The sequence below is a fragment of the Paenibacillus sp. FSL M8-0212 genome, from assembly GCF_038004645.1.
GTDB lineage: Bacteria > Bacillota > Bacilli > Paenibacillales > Paenibacillaceae > Paenibacillus.
This window is the reverse complement of record NZ_JBBORP010000001.1, coordinates 3,719,808-3,745,265: the sequence shown is the minus strand read 5'-3', so window position 1 is coordinate 3,745,265 and position 25,458 is coordinate 3,719,808. Positions and strand designations below refer to the sequence as shown.

The following is a 25,458-nucleotide window of genomic DNA, read 5'->3' as shown; positions in this document are numbered from 1 at the left end:
AAACGGTGAATACTAATTGTATATAAAGACGTAATAACGCTATTTTTTATAATTCAAATTAATGCTTACTGCTCTGTTCAAATTGTTGTCGATACTGCAGCGGGGTCGTCCCGGCAGATTTGCAAAATAACTGGATGAAATACGATCCACTTGAAAATCCTGCACGTCTGCCATTCTCGTCAACCGAAAGTGTTGTTGTCTCAAGGAGCGAGTAGGCATACTGCACATTCAAACTTTGACGTATTCCGTAATGCTGCTACCTGTCTTTTGATGAAAAATGCGGGAAGCATACGATTTGGACAGATGAACATCTGCCGCTATCTGGTCCAATCTGATCTCATATTTGAAATGCTCTTCAACCCATTGCATCATCTTCTTCGAGTGCCTCAAATGACGTGAATCCGCTAGCTGCGAAAGCGTTTCATCTACTCCATCTTTCTGTTGATTATCGTCAAAGGGATTATTATCTGGAAGCGTTCTCGAAGATAATCGGATGAAGGTTCCGGGTTAATTGATTTTTGGAGTTGTAGACGCAACAAACGTAGCAAAAAGATGCCACTTCACTATTACGTGAGGTGGCATCTTTAGATACTCATAACAATGACTATTTTTTTGGATTAGATCATTATTTCAAGATTAAAACAAACTTTTATGTAAAAATAAAAATCTCAATATACTTTTAATAGCTTCCATCAGCATCCTTTATTCTCTTGATCGCATCTAACATTTCTTGTTTTTGTTTGAGGAGTAACTGTGTCCGAGTATCCAGCTGATAGAAGAATACTTCCACCTTGATTCGAAGTTTATCGGCTGATTGTCCCTTCCAGGTGTTCAACTTCCCATACAATACACGTGCTTCTCTCTCGTTTTCTCTCAATTCGCTAAGGATAAGATCCAACTCTTGTTCTGCCTGTAATAACTGATCCAAGTCCATGGCTATACCGCTTCCACTCATTACATCTTCCTGCCTTTCTACCCATGTTCGTTAAGCTACTGTTCCACTATCGGCCTGGATAAATAGATCCGCCTTGTTCTGAATATAATCTACAAGATCAGTGGTATGTTCCAGATGCCATTCATCTAACTGCTTAATACTCATCTGAAGATCCCATACAATCGGCACAAGCCGCTGACTATGACTGCTCTCGGTGTACTCAAAAAAGTTCCGTTGGATTCGCTCGAAGGTACGGCTCATATCCTGTGCTTGGCGACTCCATTTCCCTGCAATCTCCTTCAATTCTTCTGGCGTTAACTCGATGGTTCCTGACGAATACCCACCTACAACGTTAACCACAGACTTGAAACCTTTGGATAGGGTATCCCATGCTTCACGTGCATGATCCAGGATGTTATGATCCGAAGGTTTTCGCGGAGAGTAACTCACTCGTTCTCCCGTAATTTCATCATACAAGGTATTATCGATATATCCATCGTCATCGAAGCTGTAATGCTTCATATCGTGAAATCCAGGGCCATCCTCAAATAATGTATCCCTAACCTTGGCCCAAACATTCATCCCATAGTTATCATTTGCATCTGCATAATTTGAATTAATAAGAAGCGTAGATCCCACATGCCGCTCATAACCCTTAAAGAGACCACTCGCAATTCCATCGCCAGGATGTATAAAATTGGTCACTTGTCCATCGAACGCCCCTTCCTCGGCTCTCCTTCTCATCTCTGGCGTCAATGCGGCCACAACTGTTGGTGCACTAAAAGTGACCGCGTCGAGCCCCGTGTACACTGCTGCATATTGCGCATTGGCCCCGCCTAGAGAATGGCCCGTGAGTGTGAAATCTGCATCCGGATACTTGCCCTGCAGTTCCTTCACATAATCTTCCGCTTCGTATAACTGATTATCGGGTCCAATATCTTTACTCATTCTCTTTCGAGTATCTCCCATTAAATTGTTAAGCCAAGTAATTCCTAGTGCATCTTCGGTGCCCTGAATAACTCCCCCCCAGGATTCAGGCCATGGATTATATTTTCTATCAAACGTAGCTTTTATTTCGGGTAGACCAATATTTAGAACGTCCGTTTTTAGATCAGGGTACGCCCTCTCAAGAGGAGCACTTCCCTCGGTTCCCCGGAAAGCAATGACGGCTTGTTTGGTTTCAGGATTATAAAAAGTAACAGCATCCATTCCTGATGTGTTATGTTTCTGATCTAGTACTTCCCATCCAGGGAGTATTCTAATTTCTTCTCCTGTTACATAATCACTATAAGCTGCTTCAGACATTTTCTGATAAACCTGATCCGTTAGCTCTATTTTACTTTTTCCACTATTATCCTTACTCATTCTTAAAGCGGCCTCCAAATAGAATAGAGCTATAGACACTTCCCCTTACTCTTAATACCCCCTAGCATAAACAAAAAAATAAAACATCTCAGTTATAGGGGTCGAATCCCCGTTTGTTAAGCATATTATGAAATTCTTTGCTGAACGAGAGTAATTCCGCTACATTTGATTCATAATTTACTGAGACATTAAAATGTTGATCTTTATGTCCTGTTACATAACCATATATTGTCACGCGAGCTATAGCCATTTTAGGGAGCATCTGTCTCCTTGTAATGGTCACCTCCAAATTGTAAGAGTCTTTTAGAAATTGAATAGCGACTGCTTCCGAACGGTCTATAATTTCTTGATCCTGATCTTCTTTATTCACTCCTGAACACCCTCCCAATATCCCAATGATCATTGTGGCAAATACGACACTCTTAATTATCCGGGACATGACCATCCCTCACTTTATCGTTATATTATTGCGAAACAGATCGAAGAATGCTCGATAAATAGCTTTCTTCGATCATTTCACTATTTAAATATTACCTTTATTTCTTAATGCGGTACCTGCGCACTGAAATCATCCCGGCTGGAGCGATCCGCATGGTAGAAGACCACGTCTCCATCCCGCAATGTAAAGCTGTTTCCGTAGCTATCCTCTACCTCACGCTGGAATCCTTCCAGCAACCATTGATTCATCAGTGGAGCATGGATATACTGCAGATGCGGTGCTGCCAGATTTCCCTCTCGAATGGACTCAAAGTTGAAGTTCACCACGACATACCCATCCTTCAGGAAGATCGGCGATTTAGCATCCAATCCGCCATGCGTACGTCCATACTCAGCCAAGTTTGTTCCCGCTTGTACCACATAGGGCTCAGCAGGTAGACTGTATTCCCCGTACCATTGTTGAATGGCTGCATTCGCACGCAGGACATCTGCACTGGCGGTGGTGGGAATATTCGTTTTCGGACCGATAAATGTCCGCAACTGTTCTGGTATCAAGAGTAGGCTGTATCCGCCTACCGGAGTTTTCATTTTCGTGAACTTGTCTCGATAGTACTCTTGATACGCTCGTTCACTCATCATCCCCGGATGGATTTCACCATATCGGTTGTATTTGTACGTCGCTGTATCTCGTAGTTGTTCGGACGGAACTTGACGTAGCCGATCATTCAGAATCACAAATCGTTTCACTTGATCTTCTGTCGAACCGATGCGAATAAAGTTCCGTTGGTTGGTGGAGTAATACAGATCCACGGGCACACGCGTACTTCCATCCTTACTCACAAAATCAAAGGTTGGCGTGAGACGAATGCCATCTCGCGGGCCGAACATGTTGCCTTTTGTTTTAAAGTCAAACTTGAAGTGATATCCCGTCTTCACCGCCACATTTTGGTACCCTTGCAGCGGGTGACTGCCCGGACGAATTGGGACGGTAAACTGAGGTTTGTTCCCCCGCTTATCTCCGTCAATATCCTGCGTGCCGGTCCAGTAACTGATCCAGGTTGGCGCAAGGCTATTTTTGAAACGGCGGAAGACCAGCTCCCAATTATAATCGGCGATATCGGTAATCTCAAAGTCGTATAGTCGCCCAATGACCTCCACAGATACTTCGTCCGAAGCGGCGTGATAGTACAGGTCTGTGTTGGCATCGGGCTGGGCGTCGATCTTCGGCTGGGTGCTAAAATTCGACGGGGCATTTTCAGCGATATTCCGGAATTCCACTTGGTAGTCTCCTTCATCCACCCACACCGGCAGATAGAAGGTCGTATCCAGTACCGGGACCTGAACATCAATCCACGTATTTCGTGGATAAAATTGCGTTCGGTCGGCACTGTACACGTCAAAAGGAAACCGCACTTGTTTGATCCGATAATATTTAGCGTAATCCCGATCGCCATATCCCGGGTAGGATCCCGCATCCAGATGTTGTCCGCTGGTCGGGATGCGAACTGTGAACGGTCGCTCCAAAATGAGCGCAGACCGACTCATGTTCGGCACCGTTTTCTGGTTATGTGGCTGATCATCCGAGACAAGCGAGTAGTTCACAACCGGGGTATGGACGGTGACCATGTTAATGGAATTGATCGGAAAAGTCATTCCTTGGCTGCCTCCCAAGGTTGTAGGATGAAGCGCATACTCAATCTCCCCCGTCGACTCTGTATTCGCCCTGTTCAAGCGGTCCTGGGGGATTAACAGCTGATCTGCGTACAGCACCTGCTCTCCGGTGTTTTTATACGAACCGATCTTGGTCGGTGCTGGGATTTGCGCCGGATCCGGTCCGTTTTCAACGACAGTGCTGCCATCCATTACCTTCGTGGTTGAACCTTCCCACGTAAAGTCAAGTGCATCGTTCTTCACATCAGGCGGGCCCGTTTGACCCTCAGCTATGCCTTTAAGCAGTTCTGTATCATCCGGTACTTCAGGCGGCTCATATCCATCGCCTGCCACCACGTCGGGAACGAAGCTAATCTCCCCCGTTTCCTGCGGTATCACATGAATCTCCACCTCCTCATCATGCTCCATCTCCAGGTCGGGCGCTGTATACTCCTGAGGCCAGAGCGTGATCCGACCACCATCAGGGAGAGCATAATTCTCCATTTCGGCTTGCTCAATGGAATACAGTTCAACGTTATTGATCTTCCAGTAGCTGTAATTCCTCTCAAAGCTGAACTTGTACTGGTGTGGATATTCATCGGAACCTTGAGTATCTGGTTGCGGAATCGTTGTGCCATTAGGTCCCGGTAGGGCTGGTTGTTTAACCTTCCAAGTGCGGGCATAGGTAATATCGGCGGTACAATCATAGGTAATGGTACCTTTCTGTTTGCCAAAGGTATGCTGGAACAAATAGTTCATCGCCCAGGTGTTGGCATACAGATGCTCCGAGGTTGGTATCCCCAGCGTAGCATCAAAATGTATGTCGTTAGTTGGGTCATCCGCCAGAATATGCCCTTGAGCACCCGGATCCATATATTCTACTTGCGGTGAAGCTATCTCGTTCGGTGGATTAATGTTAGGTTTGCAGGCTGCCTTCCCGTCCGGGATAGGATCATCAGGAATAACTGTCGTTACTTTACGATATACACCTACTACATTCGTACCTCCAAGATAATTTGTAAAATTTCTTTCTGATAACTTTGCATTTCTCTCTGGATCACCCGTTTGTACAAAATTCTGCTCATTTAACTTCCGTTTAGACTGAACATACGACTTCACTAGCTTATAGGTATCACCTTGAAACGGATAAGTTTTATCTAACATTACTGTATCTACTGGTTTACCTACTGGCCAATTTTTATCTACATCTTCAATGTCGCTCTCTACTTTTGCAGAATACATCTCTATGCCTTCACTAGTTCGATATATCTTGGTAACTGGATAGTATCCATTCACTTTTACAGGAATATCATAGTACTGTCTGAACTTACTTGGGTCAGCCCAACTTTCAGCATTCTTTATACTCTGAAGAGTCACGAAATCCGTATTAGGTCTAGATCCGTTAATAACATGAAATATAGAGCTTAACCAAATCTGTCCACCATTGGTTATCTTCTCGAGTCCAGCAGCTTCTAAAGCATCATTCACTTGATTAACAGGAATATTGAAATATGTAGTAACCGTTCCATTGGTGTTATGTACTTCTCCTACCTGAGTAATTCTGACTACACCATGCGGCCCCCCTTGTTGAGGGGCACAATTGGTTGAGGTGCATCTTGCATTACGAGCTATTGTGAATCCGACCGTTTTATACCGAATGGATGTGGTTGCTCCTGTTGAGGTTGTACTAAATTTAATTGAACCTGACGGCTCAAATTGAATATCATCTGCAGCATATGCTGCAGGTTTGATACTGAACACAACCAGTAATTCTATTATTAATGAAACCATCAAAAAACATAAGACGAATCTCTTGAGAAGCTTCTTCATTTCACTTCACGTACTATAGAGTTGTCACTAAATAGTGTAGCCATGCCACTGACCTTCAAATCATACGTATTTGAATTCGTAGATAACGGAATATCTGCATATCCTGCATATTTTTTTCCTTTTTTAAAGGTATCAGCATCTATGAAACGTTCATCAAATATGATGTTTTCGTATTTAATGTAAGATTTGATCTCAAAACTAAACCTAGTTCGAATAAAATAACCAGCTAACTTATCCGCATCAGTCACCATAGAAGGTTCTGCTACCAAAGACCCTGTCATGATGATTTTGTTTTCCTTAACCCACTTCACATATCGTCTCATATCCGCAAGTACCACCCTGAAAGCCTGATTGTGATATGTAAATAATGTATTGGCCCATTCTTCATCAATTGTTCTGTAGTCTACGTTAAGCATCAAGTTATAGTAATTCTCCGTTGTTTGTTTCCATTGATCCATTAGAGCCTTATTGTTAAAGTTTCTATCCATCTTGGCTAGTTGGGCAGAAGTCGTATCTACAATAATATTGGGTTTCATCTCATACATCTCATTCGGATACTCTTCCAAAATATAAGGGAAATCTTTTGCATTTTTAGGCAAATTGGTGGTTCGAATAAGCCGCCCCCACGGATCCCGCTCCGCATTCTTCGCTTTTTCTGCATTCTTTAAAGCTACTGTATCTACTTTCAGTGTCTGTCCACTTCGCACTTTACCAATTCGGTCTACAACAGTTAACGCTTGAGCACGAGTGGTTGTACCCTCGGGATCAAGCTTTCCGTTTCCCGTACCCGAAAGTAACCCATTTTTTACAGCAAGATATAGAAAATCATAATCATCTGTACCAATCTTCCCAATGGCCCGTGCCGCCACGTGTACCATTTCCATGCGCGTCATGGGTTTAGACCAATCTGAGGATGGAAAATCGGATTCAACATACAATTTATTGACTTTGGCAGATGTGACATATGGATCATACCACTGCATATTGGTCTTTGTAGGCTCTGCCTCATGGCCCAGTGAACTAACTATGAGCTTTAGAAACTCTGCACGCGTTACTTTATTTTCTGGATAAAACATGCCATTGGGATAACCACTAACAATCCCTTTATCCACCGCTGCCTGAATACTGGATACTGCCCAATGCCCTTGAATATCCTTGAATGATTTTTTTTGTCCCGCGTCACGATCTGTATTTGAATTCATTGGCTTGCTATTTAAACTACCATCCAAGGAAATTGATGTTTCCGCATGAACCTGAACTGTCGCTGCTAAAAGAGCTATTATCGTACTCATGACGATTACTTTCTTTTTCATCTGTGTTGGCCTCATTTCAATAAGAATAGTTAATTTCTTTGTTATGTAAATTCTTGCTGTTTATATGTGTATAGTGATCAAACTTTAAAGCTACTAAGCTCCCACACCACTATCGGCCTGGATAAACAAATCGGCCTTGTTCTGGATATAATCTACAAGATCCGATGTATGTTCCAGATGCCATTCATCTAACTGCTTAATACTCATCTGAAGATCCCATACAATCGGCACAAGCCGCTGACTATGACTGCTCTCGGTGTACTCAAAAAAGTTCCGTTGGATTCGCTCAAAGGTACGGCTCATATCCTGTGCTTGGCGACTCCATTTCCCTGCAATCTCCTTCAGTTCCTCTGGCGTTAACTCAATGGTTCCTGCCGAGTACCCACCTACAACGTTAACCACCGACTTGAAACCTTTGGATAGGGTATCCCATGCTTCACGTGCATGATCCAGGATGTTATGATCCGAAGGTTTCCGCGGAGAGTAACTCACTCGTTCTCCCGTAATTTCATCATACAAGGTATTATCGATATACCCATCGTCATCGAAGCTATAATGCTTCATATCGTGATATGAAGGCCCTCCCAGTGTATCCTTTATTTTGTCCACAGCACCGTAACTAGCATTAAAATCGTCATAATTTTTATCAATCACGAGAGTTGAACCCACGTGCCTCTCATATCCTCCCAGCATACCACTTGCAATGAAATCCCCAGGATGAATGAAGTTGGTTACCTGACGATCGAAAGCACCTTCTTCTGCTTTCCTACGCATTTCTGGTGTTAACGATGCCACGACGGTAGGCGCACTAAACGTGACTGCATCCAGTCCTGTATACACCGCTGCATATTGTGCATTTGCCCCGCCTAATGAATGCCCCGTAAGTGTAAAGTCTGCATCGGGATATTTGCTCTGCATCTCCTTCACATAATCTTCAGCCTCATATAGCTGATTTTCAAAACGCAGCCCCTTGCTGATGTTTTTTTGAGTATCTCCTAGCCAATTCTCAACTTGAGATAGACCTAACGAGTCTTCTATTCCTTTAGAAATTTCCTTTTCCAATGGAAATCGGAGATCGTCAAATGCTCTATTGATCGTTGCTCCAATTTCAGGAAAACCAATATTTAGAACATCCGCTTTTAAATCAGGAGCTTTTCTATCCAAGGTACTGGAGCCTTCCGTTCCTCGGAAAGCAACGACCGCTTGTTTTGTATCAGGATTATAAAAGGTCACTGCATCCATACCTGATGAATTATGTTTTTGGTCTATTATTTCCCAACCTGGGAGACTATCTATTTTATTAGTCTTAAAATCATTGTATGCTTCGCTCGACATTTTTTTATAGGTTAAATCACTAATGTCCCTATTTCCCACTATTTCCACCTCTATCTCTAATATATGGGTCATAGCCCTTATTAACTAAAAACTCTTCTAATTCTGTATTAAAACTGAAAGATTCCTTTTCATTCGACTCGTAATCAACTGACACACTGAAGATAAGATTCTCATGATCTGTTACATGTCCAGATACGGTAACCCAGCTCATCGCCATTTTAGGCAAAATTTTCTTTTCTATAATTGTCACATCCAAGTCATATGTTTCTTTCAAATACTGAATGGCAATGGCCTCCGAACGATCTATAATTTCTTGATCTTTATCTTTTGTATCCACTCTTGAACACCCTCCTAAAATGAAAACTATCATCATGATAAATGTAACTATCTTTATCATCCGGGACACAACCATCCCTCACTTTATTGTTCTATTTGTAAATAGATAGAAAAAATCCTCTTGTAAAAGGATTTTTTCTATCAGGGTCTAATCCTAAAACTAACTTGCTTTTTCTTTAATGCGGTACCTGCGCACTGAAATCATCCCGGCTGGAGCGGTCGGCATGGTAAAAGACCACGTCTCCGTCCCGCAACGTAAAGCTGTTTCCGTAGCTATCCTCTACCTCACGCTGGAATCCTTCCAACAACCATTGATTCATCAGTGGGGCATGGATATATTGCAGATGCGGTGCCGCCAGATTTCCCTCTCGAATGGACTCAAAGTTAAAGTTCACCACGATATACCCATCCTTCAGGAAGATCGGCGATTTAGCATCCAGTCCGCCATGCGTACGTCCATACTCAGCCAAGTTTGTTCCCGCTTGCACCACATAGGGCTCGGCGGGCAAACTGTACTCGCCATACCATTGCTGTATTGAAGCATTCGCACGCAGTATATCTGCACTGGCGGTGGTGGGAATATTCGTTTTCGGACCGATAAACGTTCGCAATTGCTCTGGCATAAGCAGTAGGCTGTATCCGCCTACCGGAGTTTTCATTTTCGTGAATTTGTCTCGATAGTACTCTTGATATGCTCGTTCACTCATCATCCCCGGATGGATTTCACCATATCGGTTGTATTTGTACGTCGCTGTATCTCGCAGTTGTTCGGACGGAACTTGACGTAGCCGATCATTCAAAATCACGAACCGCTTCACTTGATCTTCTGTCGAACCGATGCGAATAAAGTTCCGTTGGTTGGTGGAGTAATACAGATCCACGGGCACACGTGTACTGCCATCCTTACTCACAAAATCAAAGGTTGGCGTAAGACGTATGCCGTCTCGTGGGCCAAACATGTTGCCTTTCGTTTTAAAATCAAACTTGAAGTGATAACCCGTTTTCACCGCCACATTCTGATACCCTTGCAATGGGTGACTGCCCGGGCGAATCGGGACGGTAAACTGGGGTTTGTTCCCCCGCTTATCTCCGTCAATATCCTCCGTACCCGTCCAGTAACTGATCCAGGTCGGCGCAAGGCTGTTTTTGAAACGTCGGAAGACCAGCTCCCAGTTATAGTCGGCAATATCGGTAATCTCAAAGTCGTATAGCCGCCCAATGACCTCTACGGAGACTTCGTCCGAAGCGGCGTGGTAGTACAGGTCTGTGTTGGCATCGGGCTGGGCATCGATCTCCGGCTCGGTACTAAAATTCGACGGGGCATTTTCAGCGATATTCCGGAATTGCACCTGGTAGTCTCCTTCATCCACCCAAACGGGCAGATAGAAGGTCGTATCCAGCACAGGTACTTGGATGTCGATCCACGTGTTTCGAGGATAAAATTGCGTTCGGTCGGCACTGTACACGTCAAAAGGAAACCGCACTTGTTTAATCCGATAATACTTGGCATAATCCCGATCGCCATATCCGGGATAGGATCCCGCATCCAGATGCTGTCCGCTGGTCGGGATGCGAACTGTGAACGGTCGCTCCAAAATGAGCGCGGACCGACTCATGTTCGGCACCGTTTTCTGGTTATGCGGCTGATCATCCGATACGAGCGAGTAGTTCACGACTGGGGTATGGACGGTGACGGTGTTGATACCATCGATGTCGAACTCTTGGTCATCGCCTCCATTCACACTGTTATCCATTAAGGTATAACGAATGGTACCCTCGCTGATGGTATTTTGTTTGTTCGCCTTACTGATTGGAATATAGTTATAGGGACTATATAATACATTCTCATCAATCTGCACGGGAACTGGAATTTCGCCGGGCTGTGGGCCGGATTCAGGAGACCGCTGCGGATCCATAACCGTACCTCCATTAAAGTAAAAGGCATCATTTTCTACCTCTACATCAGGGACTGCATCCTCAGCCACACTTTGTAGATCTTCATCGGGCGGGGAGGGTCGATCCTTTCCTCCCGTTTTTGTGCCAGGCGGAGCTGTGACTTTGACTGGATTGGGTGGCGGATAATAATTCCCCGTCGTTTCCGCCTGAAAATCCGGTGGGACATATCCTTCGGGTTGCAACGTGATTTGTCCAGATCCAAAAGCATAATTGATTAGCGTCGCCTCATCGATGCTGTATACACTTAACGTATCGATCGTCCAGTAAGCGTATGGACGCTCAACAGTATATTGTTTGCTAACCGGTTCTTCCGCTTCCTGTGGATCTGGAACTTCCCTCTCATTGCCCTCCGCATCGGTCTCTTTCTTCTTCGGATCCCACTTCAGGCTCCATATTTTCTCAACTTCAAATTGATATGTACATGTGCCCGTCATCTGTACAAAGGTATGTTCAAACAAATAATCTCGACTAAATACGTTACCATAGAGGCTTTCAGAGGTGGGAATCCCCTTGAGAACATCAAAAGGTTCATTCCCCCGTTGATCTGCCCTAATCATAGCTGTAACGACTGGATCCATAATCTGGCCTTCTAATGTCCGTCCGGGTTGGGGCTGTGAACATGCAGTTACAGGTTCTTCTGGAATCTCGTTATCTTCCCCTACGGTTATCGTGACGTTTTCCCAAATATAATACGGACCTTTTTTCCAAAAAGCAGTGATTTTTGCAGTCCCTCTGCCTTCCGCCTTCACTACTCCGTTGGAATTTACTGTTGCAACACTCTCTTTATCTGTCTTCCATTCGGTTTGTTCACGAGTTGAGACGTTTACCCAGTCTGTTGTATTCCCTTGATAGTCAATCTCGCGCACTTCTGCAGCAAGCTGAACCGTTTCTCCCTCCTGCAATGTGTTATCCGAGTTCACCCGGATCTCTTTTGTTTCATAAACATGAGCTATATAATCAATATGCAATGGAGTCCAATATGCTACTTGCCATTTTTTTTTGCCGTCAGGTCTAGTACCATAATCTTTTTCTTCACTGAATGGTTTCGGATATCCTGTAAAGACGTTAATCTCAATGAATTTATCACCTTGTGTAAATCTCGGCTTTTCATTTCCAGGTTCATATGCTGGGCCATCTAAATAGTTAATATCTTTAACTCCAAGATCATCCATAAACCTTCTATCAAACGCATTCCCATTGATATCTTCCAGAGAATCTGGAGCGTAAACAGTAGCATCTATCTTGTCAATAAACCTCTCACTGACTGGATATCCACGAGTTCCACCCTGGTTCCAATGTGTTGTCGTAGTGACCCTACTACTTGGTAACTCTCCAGTTGCGGACCATATTTCCCCATCCCCCTGTGTCCATATCACCTTAGGATTGGGATCTTTCTCCCCAGTAACAAGTACTTTTATTTTTTGTTTTCCTCTTGATCTACCTTGAGCATCAGTAGCAATCAATTTCTCAAGATTACTTGGATAACCTTTATTGAAATGGTAATCACTAGCTCTCGCTACACCGTGGGGGTAAAGTCCCATTAATACAGTCATAATTAAGATAATATGCAGAATTTTATTTTTCATAAATCGCCTTTCACTCATCTCCCATAAATACTCACACTTGAACCATCATCTGTTTTAAACCTTGCCACAAGTCCTTTGTAGTTCTTGTCGTACCACTTACCAATCCATAACCGCACTCCGTTGTTCGATGAATAATTCGAAAAAAAGTTCTCAGCGTTTGAAAACGGTAGAGTTTTATATCCGAATTGCCTTGTTATGTCTTGATCTAGCCTTTGACCAAAGAACGAGTTCGCTAAGCCACCTCTATAGTCATCCAGATTAAATCCTTTTTTGCTTGGATAAATTGTTATTTCTTGAAAAACGGCAACAATATTTTTTCTTTTTGCAGTAGACTGATACCAATCTTTTTCCGATTCGGAAATAAAGAACGGGGCATATACTCCCCTCTTATTATTCCATTCTGTAGGGTCAACAGCTATGGTCCGATGGAGAACTAAACTCCCACTTTTATTGCTAAATGTCACTTTCTTCTCGCTTGCATCTGAAAAATCACGACCAGTTGTAAATTCAAATGGAGTAATCTCTTTAAAATTAGATTTCGCTACCCCGACAGATCTGATTTCATTTAGTGCTTCGAACGACGATGCCTTCTTGCCTTCCATATTGGCTATTCTCAATAGAATTACCGAAGCTTCTGCACGCGTGGTTGTTTTACTTAAACCGAAAGAGTGATCTGGAAATCCTGTCATTATACCGGTTCCTATCGCTACCGCTATATAAGGTGCTTTACTTTGAGAGATCCCTGGAGAGAATGCTTCTTTTACAGGAATTAAAGATGTCTTGGTATCCTCCAGAGCTTGTTCGAAGTCTTTGTCAGCAGCTGCTAATCCGGAACTAATCCACTTGGCCATCTCTTCACGAGTAATTATCGCACTCGGCTTAAAGCCGTTTGGATAATCCTTTACGTTAATAAATCCAAGAGATACTGCACGGTTCACTTCTGTTTCACTCCAGTGACCGGTCAAATCCTTAAATACATTACCTTGCCCCGTCTCTGGAGTCCCTTTCGCGACTCGGGCCAGCAATGCTGCAAATTCTGCCCGCGTCACTGTTGCTCCAGGCTTAAACGTGCCATCACTAAATCCTTTGAAGTAGCCTTTTTCTACAGCTGCATCGATGGATGCTTTCGCCCAATGGCTTGTAGACACATCTTTAAATGAGACAACGGCTGCTTGACTGGTGTTTCCGGTGAAAGGGAATATCCCCATTACCAATGCACCGCTTAATATGAGTTGTGTTACTTTTTTCAAATCGTTCACGCTCCATTTTTATTGTTTTCTGTGGAACCTTTATGCCTATGTATCTTTTTTCTTGAATCTACTATTTTGCTATTATCAAATATATAGGACTTACTTAAATAAAATAGTTTACTAAGGAATATATCCAATTCCAGTTCCATGAATATTTTACCATAACACGATGCCTATTCATAGGTATTAAGACTTATTCTCCCTTGTGTAAATCCCCCTGAATCCAGATATAATGCTTCCCATCTGTCTAGCATTTTTGATATATCTCCGTGGGAGTACATTAACTTATTATGAATACATTCAGCTTCACTTTTCAGGAGTTAACATACCTGCTCGCTCTCCCCGATTTACTTGAATACCCAAAGCTTTTATATGCTTGCCTCTCTCATCATCATAATGTAAGAAACCTTTGAATGGCTTATAAACATCATTCAAAGGTTTCTTAGTTTTGATTCTATTATTTAATTTTGATACTTTTATATTTATAAAAACTTCCCATTGCGACTAGGACTACCTCAGACTTTTATTAATTGTTGAGAGACAAAGGCTAACCATGGTTCGTCTCACCAAAGGTTTGCATAGCTTCTAAGGCAGTAAAACAAAAGATTTCATTACTTTTACTCTAATAGCTTAAACTATATTTCGAGGTATTTAGTATATATTGATTTAATGGAACACAATAATTAGGTTCAATTTCTATGGTGACTCCCCCTCCAGCAACAATGGACAAAGAGCTACTACCAAAAGGCCAATCAATAGCCGAAAAAATTTCATAGTTATACCCATCACGGCCACTACTTATATTCCAATTTTTATGAATTTTGCATTTGGATCCATCTTTCTGGTGAATATGTTCATGGGGCTTAGTCTTTGTAAGAAGCTCTACTTCAATATCAATAGCTTCCACACCTTCAAATCGAATAGTTGAAAAACCAGATATATATATATATTGTCATTAAACGAAAACTGGTCCTTACTTAGCCCATACTGTTCTATACTAAACATTTTTAAAGGTATTATTATGCCCCAGACATCCAAAGACAAGTTATCGGAATTTTTTAAAGGACCCATGAATTGAATAACTGACTCCGTAAAATCATAAAGCTCATATTGATCTTCGGAAATATCCAACTTTATCATCTAATATTTCCTCCTTAATATAACTTCAAATTGTCTTTCTAATGATTTGTCTGAGAAAATCTTACCGTCAGTTGTTTTCTGTACTCCAAACATCAAATCACCAGAAGCCTTTCCTCTGCTAACTAATTCAAAACCAAATTGCTCAAAATATTTAGCATCTGCGCTCACCATATTTTTAAGAACGGATTCTTCTCACCTCCTACAACTTTAAGAATGCCTCCGTTCTCTAGTATTCTTGGCACATCGCTCTTCAAAATGTCATAGCCATGTGGATTTTGAGCAATAACTTCTGAGAAAGAACGTGTGCTGAATGGTAAATGATTTGCACTCGCTACAACATCTATCCCGTTGACTTTTCTTATATCAACATTGAGTGCTCCCTGTAAAGGATTATCACCGGAACCTAAGTTCATAGTTTTACTTTCATTACCATATGGTAATGCCAAGTTCGTTTCAAACTTCGTCAATCCCAGTGGATCAATGTAACTCACTGGATTCCCGTTCACATACGCATATCGGTTAAACGTCTGACCATCCTGAATGTCTCCACGGATCACATCTCGGTTCAAGAAACGCTTCAGCTTCGGATCATAATACCGCGCTCGCATGTAATACAGGCCGTTGGCATCCGTCATGACCCCATCTCGACCATTATACGCAAATGGCCTGCTGGGTTAATCCTTCACGCTGCTCCAGTTCACCATATAATCCATACGTATAACGGTCGGTCACCCGGTTCTGCTCGTCCGTTAGCAACGTCGTACTGCCACGTAGATCATAGTGGTAACTCAGATACGTTCCGTCGGCATCTTCACGTCCGATTAGACCCAGACCATAGATGTAACGGGATTTCACATGCCCTTCCCCGTCCAGCTCTATCAGCACCCGGCTCAGTTCATGCGAATTGTAACAATCCTTCAGCTTACCCGCTTTCCCCAGACGATTGGGGGTATCGCATTCTCATGTAGTAGTGGTGCTGCCATCAACCTCATACAACTTCCAGTGTGTTTATTCATGTGAATTATAAAAATGAAAAACCTTGAAAGGCCAAAGCCAATCAAGGTTTATAACACTAAGTAAACTGAACCCCTTTAATATTATTTCTTTCAAAGACTTCTTTAAGGTCATCAGATATAAGAACATGGGACTTATAATCTTGATTTCTAACTAGATGATGATTGTTAGGTAAACCGTCAAATTTATAAACTATCTTCTTAAAGTTTAATATGGAATCCGTTCCTTTAATTGTAGTAAATTCTGATTCAGTTTTATCTATTACCTCGATAGTACTTACTATATTCAAAAGATAGTAATCGGGGATTTTCTTTTCCCCTATGTAAACATTCGCCTCAAATATCTGTATATCTTCAGGACAAATTTCTTGTAAAATTTCCACTACCTTTTTTGAAACTATCAATAGAAGTCCACTATTCGGTAATACATCAGTTAGGGATTCTTCTAAACATTCAAATACAATTTTTGGGGAAACAATTTGACCAGTTAATTCTCTACCTTCTCTAAAAACAAATCTATCAGTACCACTACCTTTTACATATTCACCTATTCTTTTATTTGGGAATTTTTCAGGAACAGACCATATCCATAACAAGCATATCACCTCTTATTAATTAGCCCAAGGGCGCTTATATTTATTTAAAGCTCTGCTTCCATCTCTTAACAAGTGTCTCTCCCCACTGATTATACCACGAAGATCATCATTATATTGTTGTTGAGTCCACCCACTTGCTCTACCATTACTCGAGAACTTCAACCATTTGATTTGCTAAATTTTAACTAACGCTATTAGGGTGTTGGGTCATCCACCAGAATATGCCCTTGGGCACCAGGGTCCATAAACGCAGTTTCGGGTGCGGCTACCTCATTCGGTGGATTGATGGTATATGTACAGCCTGCTACTTCCCCTGGTGGGGTTGTCCCATCACCCACCGTGACTTCTAAGATCGTATTGATATGGATCGCCGCTTTTCCAACGTACAGAGATCGTAGCGGTTCCCGGGCTTATACCTTTGGCTGACAACTCCTAATGTTGGCCAAGGTGCTTCAGGAGGACCAACGCTGTTAACAATCTCATCTCCTCGAGATGATCTAGCAACCCACTTTCCATCATCCCTTTGGACCCAATATACACCCGGATTAGCTGTCCGTACCCCATCAACTTTTCTTACAACTTTTTGATAACCCGTTGGACCAACTGGAGATGCAACAGAAGCAGTAAGTGGTTCCCTATCCTCTGGATTAGAACTCACAGCAATAACTTTAGTAGAATTACCCGGAGCAGAAAAAACCAACATCATCTGATAGTTACTACATACAATAAATACAGATAATATTACTATACATTTTCGCAGACCTCTAAATTTCATATGTACATCCTCTAATCAATTTGGTATATAAAATGACGTAAGGGAGTTACCGACCCTTATAGATGAACCGTTTAAAGTAACATCCTCCGAACGATATCGATTGATAGATTGGGCCATCCAATATCGCTTAGAAACCCCTTTTTTGAAAAAGCCAGATTTCACATAATCTACCCTTGGTAAGTTTATTATTCCATATTTTTTTATAGCTCCACTTGTAAAATTACTTGCTGCACCACTAGTTAAGCGATATCCAGTCGAGTTAGCTAAGGCAAGATTGCTAAGATTATTTCCATTAGGAGTAACTGTTACTTCCATAAAAACCATGTAGCGATCTTCATCAATGAATCTGTCAAAATCTTTATCGATAAACATTTTTCCATACATATTCTTCACAGTCGAAGCAGTGGGGGCGTCGGCTATGATCATTCGATGAACTATCATTTCTCCAAGATTGTTACGAAGTGAAAAAGGTTTCTCCGTTATTAAGTCAAAACTATTCAAATAGTTTGCGTTCTCATATTTACTGTAAACAAATGGCGTCGCAGAAGTCAGATTCGTTCCTGTCAGACCTACCTCGCGCATTTCATTCAGATCTCTATACGACGTTGCCTTACTTTCCTGCACCTGTTCGTATCGTGATAAAATCACAGCCGCCTCTGCTCGTGTCGTTGTTTTCCCCGGACCAAACGTACCGTCTGGGTACCCGCCCATCAATCCAGTTCCCAATACCACCGACACATAGGGATAAGCTGCTTTCTTCAACCCGCCCTTATAATATTCTGCCACAGGCACTAGCGTATTCTCTGTATCCTTCAGCGCTTGCTTGTAATCCTCATCCTGAGCCGCAAGTCCTGAGCTGAGCCACTTCGCCATTTCCTCTCGCGTCAAAGCCGCGCCTGGCTTAAACCCATTCGGATAATCCGAAGAATTCAGAAAACCAAGGGATAACGCACGATTCACTTCTATCTCACTCCAATGCCCCGTCAAATCCTTAAACACATTAGCTTGCTCCATTTCCGTCGCCCCTTTAGCCACTCGGGCTAGCAATGCTGCAAATTCTGCGCGCGTCACTGTTGCTCCGGGCTTAAACGTGCCATCACTATATCCTTTGAAGTAGCCTTTTTCTACAGCTGCATCGATGGATGCTTTCGCCCAATGGCTTGTAGGGACATCTTTGAATGAGACAACGGCTGCTTGACTGGTGTTTCCGGTGAAAGGGAATATTCCAATTACCAATGCACCGCTTAATATGAGTTGTGTTACTTTTTTCAAATCTTTCACGCTCCATTTTGTTTTTTTGTGGAACCTTAATGCCTATGTACATTTTTTCTTGAATCTACTATTTTGCTATCATCAAATATATAGGACTTATTTAAATAGAATAGTACAATAAGCAATATACCCCATCCAAGTTTCATGAATATTTTACCATAACAAGTTGCCTATTCATGGGTATTAAGACTTATTACCCCTTGTATAACCCCCCCTGAATCCACATATAACTCCTCCTACCATGTCTAGCATTTTTGGTATATCTCCATGGGAGTGCATTATCTTTTTATTAATACATTCAGCTTCACTAATTCAGGAGTTAGCATACCTGCTCGCTCTCCCCCTATTTACTTGAATACCCAAAGCTTTACGTATATACTTGCATCTCTCATCACCATCTTGTGTAAATCTCGGCTTTTCATTTCCAGGTTCATATGCTGGGCCATCTAAATAGTTAATATCTTTAACTCCACGATCATCCATAAACCTTCTATCAAACGCATTCCCATTGATATCTTCCAGAGAATCTGGAGCGTAAACAGTAGCATCTATCTTGTCAATAAACCTCTCACTGACTGGATATCCACGAGTTCCACCCTGGTTCCAATGTGTTGTCGTAGTGACCCTACTACTTGGTAACTCTCCAGTTGCGGACCAAATTTCTCCATCACCCTGTGTCCATATCACCTTAGGGTTGGGGTCTTTGTATCCACTAACAGTTACTTTAATCTTTTGTTTCCCTCTTGATTTACCTTCAGCATCAGTGGGGACCAATTTTTCAAGGTCATCTGGATAACCGTGACGAAAATGATAGTCACTAGCTTGTGCCACCACGAGGGGGAGAATCCCTGTTATTAAAGTGATCATTTAGATTATATTCCAGATTTTTCTTTTCATAATTACCCTCTCTACTATCTTCCATATATCTGTACACCCGAACCATCATCTGTCTTGAATCCTGCCACAAGTCCTTTATAGCCCTCATCATACCACTTCACAATCCATATTCTTACTCCATTAGTCGATGAATATTTCGCAAAAAAGTTCTCAGCGTTGGACTTTGGCAAAGTTGTATAACCAAATTTTTCAGCCAAGTCTTCTTTCAGAGCGGACCCAAAAAATGAATTACTCAAACCTTGTCGATAGTCATCGAGATTGAATCCTTTTTTATTCGGGTAAATAGTAACCTCTTGAAATACAGCTATTAATTTCTTTGGATAAGACTGATACCATTCTTTATATGACTCTGAGAAAAAGAAAGGGGCATATACTCCTTTCTTATTGTTCCAATCGGAGGCATCAACAGCTATAGTGCGATGGAGAACCAGACTCCCACTTTTATTGCTAAATGTCACTTTCTTCTCGCTTGCATCTGAAAAATCACGACCAGTTGTAAATTCAAATGGAGTAATTTCTTTAAAATTAGATTTCGCTACCCCGACAGATCTGATTTCATTTAATGCTTCGAACGACGATGCCTTCTTACCTTCCATATTGGCTATTCTCAATAGAATTACCGAAGCTTCTGCACGCGTAGTGGTTTTAGTTAAGCCAAATGATTTATCCGGATATCCCGTCATTACACCTGTTCCGATCGCTACTGCTATATAAGGTGCTTTACTTGGAGAGATCCCTGGAGAAAATGCTTCTTTTACAGGAATTAAAGATGTCTTGGTATCCTCCAAAGCTTGTTCGAAGTCCTTGTCAGCAGCTGCTAATCCGGAACTAATCCACTTGGCCATCTCTTCACGAGTAATTATCGTACTCGGCTTAAAGCCGTTTGGATAATCCTTTACGTTAATAAATCCAAGAGATACTGCCCGATCCACTTCTTTTTGACTCCAATGCCCGGTCAAATCCTTAAACACATTATCTTGCTCCGTTTCTGGCGTCCCTTTAGCCACTCGGGCCAGCAACGCTGCGAATTCTGCGCGCGTGACCGTGGCGCCAGGCTTAAATGTGCCATCACTATATCCTTTGAAATAACCTTTTGCCACCGCTGCATCGATCGATGCTTTCGCCCAATGGCTCTTAGGCACGTCTTTAAATGAGGTCACTGCTGCTTGACTCGTGTTTCCGGTGAAAGGGAATATTCCAATTACCAATGCACCGCTTAATATGAGTTGTGTTACTTTTTTCAAATCGTTCACGCTCCATTTTTATTGTTTTCTGTGGAACCTTCATGCCTATGTATCTTTTTTTCTTGAATCTACTATTTTGCTATCATCAAATATATAGGACTTATTTAAATAAAATAGTTCACTAAGCAATATATCCCATTCTAGTCCCATGAATATTTTACCATAATATGATACCTATCCATAGGTATTAAGACCTATTATCGCTTGTATAAATCCCCTTGAATCTACATATAATGTTTCCTACCTTACTTAAATCACCAGATCTTTACGTATTGTACTTGCTACTCTTTCCCTCATCTTTTCTCACAACATAAGCTCATCCCAATAATGAAAATACCTTTGAATGGCTTTTAAACACCATTCAAAGGTTTCTTAGTTTTGATTCTATACTTTAATTTTAATGTTTTATATTTATAGAACTTTACCTTTGCGGCTGTGACTGCCTAAGACTTTTATTTATTGTTGAGAGACAAAGATGAACCCTCCTCCATATAATAGGGACTGCACCCCTTTTATGATATAGAGATCAAAACACCTTGCAAGTTTAAGCAGCCAGTCTTCGGAAATTTATCGGAGACTGGTTATTTTCGCTTGAATCTGATAGTAAGTGATGTAATCTCAAACGCTCTGTTCAACGATGGCTGTCGTTGTGCACCTAAGATCTTCGAGGTAAACGTTTCAGACTTTAGTGTGGAATGAAACGACTAAATGGGGGCATTATCAGCGGGCGTCCCTTTACGGGACATGCTCATTGTAATGCCTTTTCCCTTTATTACAGTTTGGTAAACTCGAGAAGTATACACGCTACCCTGGTCGCTGTGGAGCAGCATATTTGTCCGCTCTGGAAGTTGCTCTAGCGTATCCAAAACCAAGGATGTGTCCTGCTTGTCCGCTATACTGTAAGCGACAATCTCTCCGTTGTACAGATCCAAAATGCTTTAAAGGTATAACATTTTATTACCGAAAGGCAAATAAGTAATGTCGGTCACCTGTTTTTGCAAAGGAGTTTCTGCATTAAATTTGCACCATAGTAGATGTTCCGCAGGTTTTGCAGGTTGCCCCGTGTTCTTTCATTTTTTCATTCTCACTCGACATTGTAAAACATCGTACTGCATAATTCGCTGTATTCGTTTATGATTTATGGGACCTTCAATCCGAAGCAAGGCAGTGTTTTTCGAATCCATACCGGAACTAGTGCTGAGTACAAAGCTGAACTACTTTCACGACCATCGGATCTGGACACTTGCTCTCCCAAGCTGTCTTCCAGCGGTAGTATGTCGCTCGAGCAATTCCAAGCCATGCACAAGCCCCAGACATCGTCACTTCTTTTCGAATGGACTCGACCCAAGCGATAACGACTTTTGCTTCCACCTCTTTTCGAGTTTATTGTACTTTTTTAGCAGATCCAGTTGCTGTTTCAAAAATCGGTTTTCTGCTTTTACTTTTTCGAGTTCTGTCTTGTCTTCTGGACCTCTTCCGTAGCTATATTGCTTACCAACCGGTTGATCTAAGGGATGTAATTCTCCTTTTCGATACCATATCATCCCGTTTTTAATTGTGACTTATTTCGTATTTCGAGCTGATCCATAACCTCTTTCACGGGTACCTCTTCCAATCTCATTTCTATGGCTTTCATCTTTAATTCCACGGGATAACTCACTCTTGATGCCATTACAAAAACACCTCCAAGATGATCTCCTTATCTTACGACAAGGTTTCATTCTCTTAAAGGTGTTTTGATTTGTCTCACGTTATGGGGTCAGTCCAAAGCTCTAAGCGCATATTGTGGTATTTTTTTATTTTCGTAATATAGCCTAATTTATAACTGATGATAAGATAATAAAAACAAACACATACTATAAAATCAACTAATTTATTATTTTCGATACTTTTGTACCGTCAAACTTATCACCCCATCCTCTATTTTCTTTAATAGAGTAAATCAAAAATGACTGAATATCTGGTAAAGGGAAATTACTGTGGTTCATAAAATTGATAATCTTCTGCAATGAATTCAAACTATTTTCACCATATCCTTCAATTACAGAATAAGCATGGCTAATACCTAATTCATAAATATCTCTAATTGAAGTATTTATCGATCCATCAATATATTGATATAATTTAAATAAATATAGAAATTCATCTTTACTCAATCGCTCAAACTCATGTTCTTCATAAGTTTGAAACTCCAGTAAATTTTCAGGAATTAATTCAACTACAACTTCATTCCAATCATCTAAATATTGAGTACTAGTAAATTCCCATAAATAGTTCAATACAAGCTTCCAATCATTAACATCATATTTGAAAGTTAAAATTATGTTTTCAAAACAGCTTATCCCATATGCTACCCTACCTCTCAATGATATATATTTAAATTGCTCCATATCCATGTCTACTTCTCTCCTTTAGTCCAACCCGTTATAGCATCAGCAACCGTCCCCTTGAAAGTGCTTGTACAATTTTCACAAGCCAATTTTGTTTTTCCAAAAGATGAACGTGTTGTTTCGATCGTAACTAAATATAAGTCATTTAATTTCGCATTCTGATTCAATGCTTGGTTAATTGCATCTACTTCTGAACAATTTCCTACCTTATAATCATTGAGAGAATTTTTAGGCAATATCCCATCTTGATTTTTGTTTCCAAATAACACTGTATTTTTCACATCTCCACTTAGATCCACTCCTTTGTTCATACCATAATAGTAATTACCTGTTTTTGCATCGTAAGCTAGAGTGGCCGTATTAAAAAGATCCCTTTTTCTATTTGATGGTGCTATTGATTTCTGCATATTAGACCACTCACTAACAGAACTTAGTAACTCTTCATCGGATGGTATCCGTGGTACATCACCTTTACTCGCACCCTCAGACTTTGTTTCCCACTTACTCAACCCTAACGGATCGATGTAACTTACGGGATTCCCGTTGACATACGCATACCGGTTAAACGTCTGCCCATCCTGAATCTCTCCGCGAATTACATCCCGGTTCAGGAACCGTTTCAGCTTCGGATCATAGTACCGTGCACGCATGTAATACAGGCCGTTTGCATCCGTCATGACCCCATCTCGACCATTATACGCAAATGGCTGCTGGGTTAATCCTTCATGTTGCTCCAGTTCGCCATATAATCCATACGTATAGCGGTCCGTCACCCGGTTTTGTTCATCCGTCAGCAAAGTCGTACTACCGCGCAGATCGTAGTGGTAACTCAGATACGTTCCGTCGGCATCTTCGCGTCCGATGAGTCCCAGACCATAGATGTAACGGGTTTTCACATGCCCTTCCCCGTCCAGCTCCATCAGCACCCGGCTCAGTTCATGCGCATCGTCGATGACATAGCGGGTCAATTGCCCTCGCTGGGCGAGTTCAATCCGGTCACCCTGCGGGTTGTACCGATATTTCAGTTTCCCTGCCTTCACCAGACGGTTTCGAGCATCGTATTCGTAAGCGGAAGCGGTGTTACCATCCGTTGCATACAGCAGATTTCCGTTGGCATCCATTTCAACTGGGTAGTCCCCCACCCGCTGAAGTCGGTTATCCCAGGTATAGTGCAGATGCTGCGTTGGCGACATACTCGTGGATTCCGTTTCAGATGTTCCTACCTGTTCGGTTGTCAGGTTCCCCGATGGGTCATACGTGTAGTGTACAACACGGCCTGGCTCAGCGCCACTGCGCAGACGTTTCAAGGTATCGTACGTGTACTGTTTGTTTTCTTCTTCAGAAGCAAGCCGCTTGGGCTGTATTCGTACTTGAATTGCTGTAAACGAATGCCTTGTCAGCTCGTATCCGTCAGGCGAATGAGCTGGCCAGCCGCATCGTATTCCCGTTGCTCCTGGCTGCCGTTCGGGCGCCGAGTCTCGATAAGCTTCCCGCTTGCATCATAGCGGTACCGGGTCAGACGGCCGTTCCAGTCCTTCACTTCAGCCAGTTCACCCGTGGCTTGGTAGCGATATTGCACCACTTTGCCATCCGGATAGGTCAGTGCCGTCATCTGGCCTGCTGCATCATACGCATATTGCAATAGATGCCCAAACCCATCGGTTCGGGTAAGCACTCGTCCTGCCGCATCGTAGGTTCGTTCCTCATGCTGCTCGGCTTCCAGCACACGGGTCACCTGTCCATCCGGTGTGTAGGTCAGCACGATTTCGCCCGCTTCATCGGTTGCCCGGATCAGGTGGCCCGCGGCATCATACGTGTACCGTGTTTCTTGTCCCTTGGCATCTAGCTTGGCGCTTAACCAGCCACGATTATCATAAGTATACGCGGTCCGTGCGCCTGCCGCATTCGTTTCCTGCAACAAGCGTCCGCTGCGGTCATACGTTAGACGGGTCTCGTTCCCACTGGCATCGGTGTAGCTCATATGGCGATCTTCCCCATCCCATGTCTGGCGATAGGTCACTTCATCTGCGCCTTCGCCATTGATGACGGAGACCAGACGACCTGCACCATCGGTAACAGAGACACGTTTCGTTCGCATTTCTGGGCGCATATCTTCATAAAGAAAGATAGCCTGTTGA

Annotated in this window: 23 protein-coding genes and 1 pseudogene; all 24 read right to left on the bottom strand. The window is 42.3% G+C overall.

Features of this window, described 5'->3' with window-relative positions:
• Positions 1-58: 58 nt before the first annotated feature.
• The gene (locus MKX68_RS28710; protein WP_445671076.1) at positions 59-226 is read right to left on the bottom strand and encodes a helix-turn-helix domain-containing protein; all 168 of its coding nucleotides are present in this window, start codon (positions 224-226) and stop codon (positions 59-61) included.
• Positions 227-228: 2 nt separating this feature from the next.
• Positions 229-372, bottom strand: coding sequence for a helix-turn-helix transcriptional regulator (locus MKX68_RS16545; protein WP_340913027.1), 144 nt, complete (start codon positions 370-372; stop codon positions 229-231).
• Positions 373-679: 307 nt separating this feature from the next.
• Positions 680-955, bottom strand: a complete 276-nt coding sequence (locus MKX68_RS16540) for a hypothetical protein (RefSeq protein WP_340913025.1) — start codon at positions 953-955, stop codon at positions 680-682.
• A 30-nt stretch (positions 956-985) separates the two neighbouring features.
• Entirely contained in the window at positions 986-2,299 is a 1,314-nt protein-coding gene (locus tag MKX68_RS16535; protein WP_340913023.1) for a lipase family protein, read from the bottom strand.
• 88 nt (positions 2,300-2,387) lie between these two features.
• Positions 2,388-2,669, bottom strand: a complete 282-nt coding sequence (locus MKX68_RS16530; RefSeq protein WP_340913021.1) for a hypothetical protein — start codon at positions 2,667-2,669, stop codon at positions 2,388-2,390.
• Between the two features lie 173 nt (positions 2,670-2,842).
• Positions 2,843-6,178: a DUF5704 domain-containing protein gene (locus tag MKX68_RS16525; RefSeq protein WP_340913018.1), complete on the bottom strand. Its 3,336-nt coding sequence runs from the start codon at positions 6,176-6,178 to the stop codon at positions 2,843-2,845.
• Positions 6,179-6,213: 35 nt separating this feature from the next.
• On the bottom strand, positions 6,214-7,530 hold the full coding sequence (locus MKX68_RS16520) for an S-layer homology domain-containing protein (RefSeq protein ID WP_340913017.1): 1,317 nt from the start codon (positions 7,528-7,530) through the stop codon (positions 6,214-6,216).
• Between the two features lie 93 nt (positions 7,531-7,623).
• A complete protein-coding gene (locus MKX68_RS16515) occupies positions 7,624-8,937 on the bottom strand; it encodes a lipase family protein (protein ID WP_405170643.1) in 1,314 nt (437 codons plus the stop codon).
• On the bottom strand, positions 8,894-9,202 hold the full coding sequence (locus MKX68_RS16510; protein ID WP_340913014.1) for a hypothetical protein: 309 nt from the start codon (positions 9,200-9,202) through the stop codon (positions 8,894-8,896). The genes MKX68_RS16515 and MKX68_RS16510 overlap by 44 nt, the downstream gene beginning before the upstream one ends.
• Positions 9,203-9,377: 175 nt before the next feature.
• On the bottom strand, positions 9,378-12,743 hold the full coding sequence (locus MKX68_RS16505; RefSeq protein ID WP_340913012.1) for a DUF5704 domain-containing protein: 3,366 nt from the start codon (positions 12,741-12,743) through the stop codon (positions 9,378-9,380).
• Between the two features lie 14 nt (positions 12,744-12,757).
• Positions 12,758-13,993, bottom strand: coding sequence for an S-layer homology domain-containing protein (locus tag MKX68_RS16500; RefSeq protein WP_340913010.1), 1,236 nt, complete (start codon positions 13,991-13,993; stop codon positions 12,758-12,760).
• 622 nt (positions 13,994-14,615) lie between these two features.
• Positions 14,616-14,900 (bottom strand): hypothetical protein, encoded by a 285-nt coding sequence (locus MKX68_RS16495; protein ID WP_340913007.1) that lies wholly within the window; start codon positions 14,898-14,900, stop codon positions 14,616-14,618.
• Positions 14,901-15,133: 233 nt separating this feature from the next.
• Positions 15,134-15,304 carry a hypothetical protein gene (locus tag MKX68_RS16490; RefSeq protein ID WP_340913005.1) on the bottom strand — a complete coding sequence of 57 codons (171 nt, stop codon included), beginning with the start codon at positions 15,302-15,304 and terminating at the stop codon, positions 15,134-15,136.
• A complete protein-coding gene (locus tag MKX68_RS16485) occupies positions 15,298-15,768 on the bottom strand; it encodes an RHS repeat-associated core domain-containing protein (protein WP_340913001.1) in 471 nt (156 codons plus the stop codon). Before MKX68_RS16485 ends, MKX68_RS16490 begins: the two co-directional genes overlap by 7 nt.
• Before the next feature lie 16 nt (positions 15,769-15,784).
• A complete protein-coding gene (locus MKX68_RS16480) occupies positions 15,785-16,018 on the bottom strand; it encodes a hypothetical protein (protein ID WP_340912999.1) in 234 nt (77 codons plus the stop codon).
• Positions 16,019-16,205: 187 nt separating this feature from the next.
• A complete protein-coding gene (locus tag MKX68_RS16475; protein WP_340912997.1) occupies positions 16,206-16,742 on the bottom strand; it encodes an imm11 family protein in 537 nt (178 codons plus the stop codon).
• Positions 16,743-16,936: 194 nt separating this feature from the next.
• Positions 16,937-17,080, bottom strand: a complete 144-nt coding sequence (locus MKX68_RS16470; protein WP_340912994.1) for a hypothetical protein — start codon at positions 17,078-17,080, stop codon at positions 16,937-16,939.
• 452 nt (positions 17,081-17,532) lie between these two features.
• Complete coding sequence (locus MKX68_RS16465; RefSeq protein WP_340912992.1) at positions 17,533-18,798, bottom strand: S-layer homology domain-containing protein; 1,266 nt, start codon at positions 18,796-18,798, stop codon at positions 17,533-17,535.
• 303 nt (positions 18,799-19,101) lie between these two features.
• Entirely contained in the window at positions 19,102-19,656 is a 555-nt protein-coding gene (locus MKX68_RS16460; protein ID WP_340912990.1) for a hypothetical protein, read from the bottom strand.
• A gap of 44 nt (positions 19,657-19,700) precedes the next feature.
• The gene (locus tag MKX68_RS16455) at positions 19,701-20,939 is read right to left on the bottom strand and encodes an S-layer homology domain-containing protein (RefSeq protein ID WP_445671075.1); all 1,239 of its coding nucleotides are present in this window, start codon (positions 20,937-20,939) and stop codon (positions 19,701-19,703) included.
• Between the two features lie 535 nt (positions 20,940-21,474).
• Positions 21,475-22,602, bottom strand: a pseudogene (locus MKX68_RS16450) (IS3 family transposase).
• A 196-nt stretch (positions 22,603-22,798) separates the two neighbouring features.
• On the bottom strand, positions 22,799-23,326 hold the full coding sequence (locus MKX68_RS16445) for a hypothetical protein (RefSeq protein ID WP_340912985.1): 528 nt from the start codon (positions 23,324-23,326) through the stop codon (positions 22,799-22,801).
• A gap of 2 nt (positions 23,327-23,328) precedes the next feature.
• A complete protein-coding gene (locus MKX68_RS16440) occupies positions 23,329-24,627 on the bottom strand; it encodes an RHS repeat domain-containing protein (RefSeq protein ID WP_340912983.1) in 1,299 nt (432 codons plus the stop codon).
• Positions 24,628-24,716: 89 nt separating this feature from the next.
• Complete coding sequence (locus MKX68_RS16435; protein ID WP_340912981.1) at positions 24,717-25,418, bottom strand: hypothetical protein; 702 nt, start codon at positions 25,416-25,418, stop codon at positions 24,717-24,719.
• Positions 25,419-25,458 lie beyond the last annotated feature (40 nt).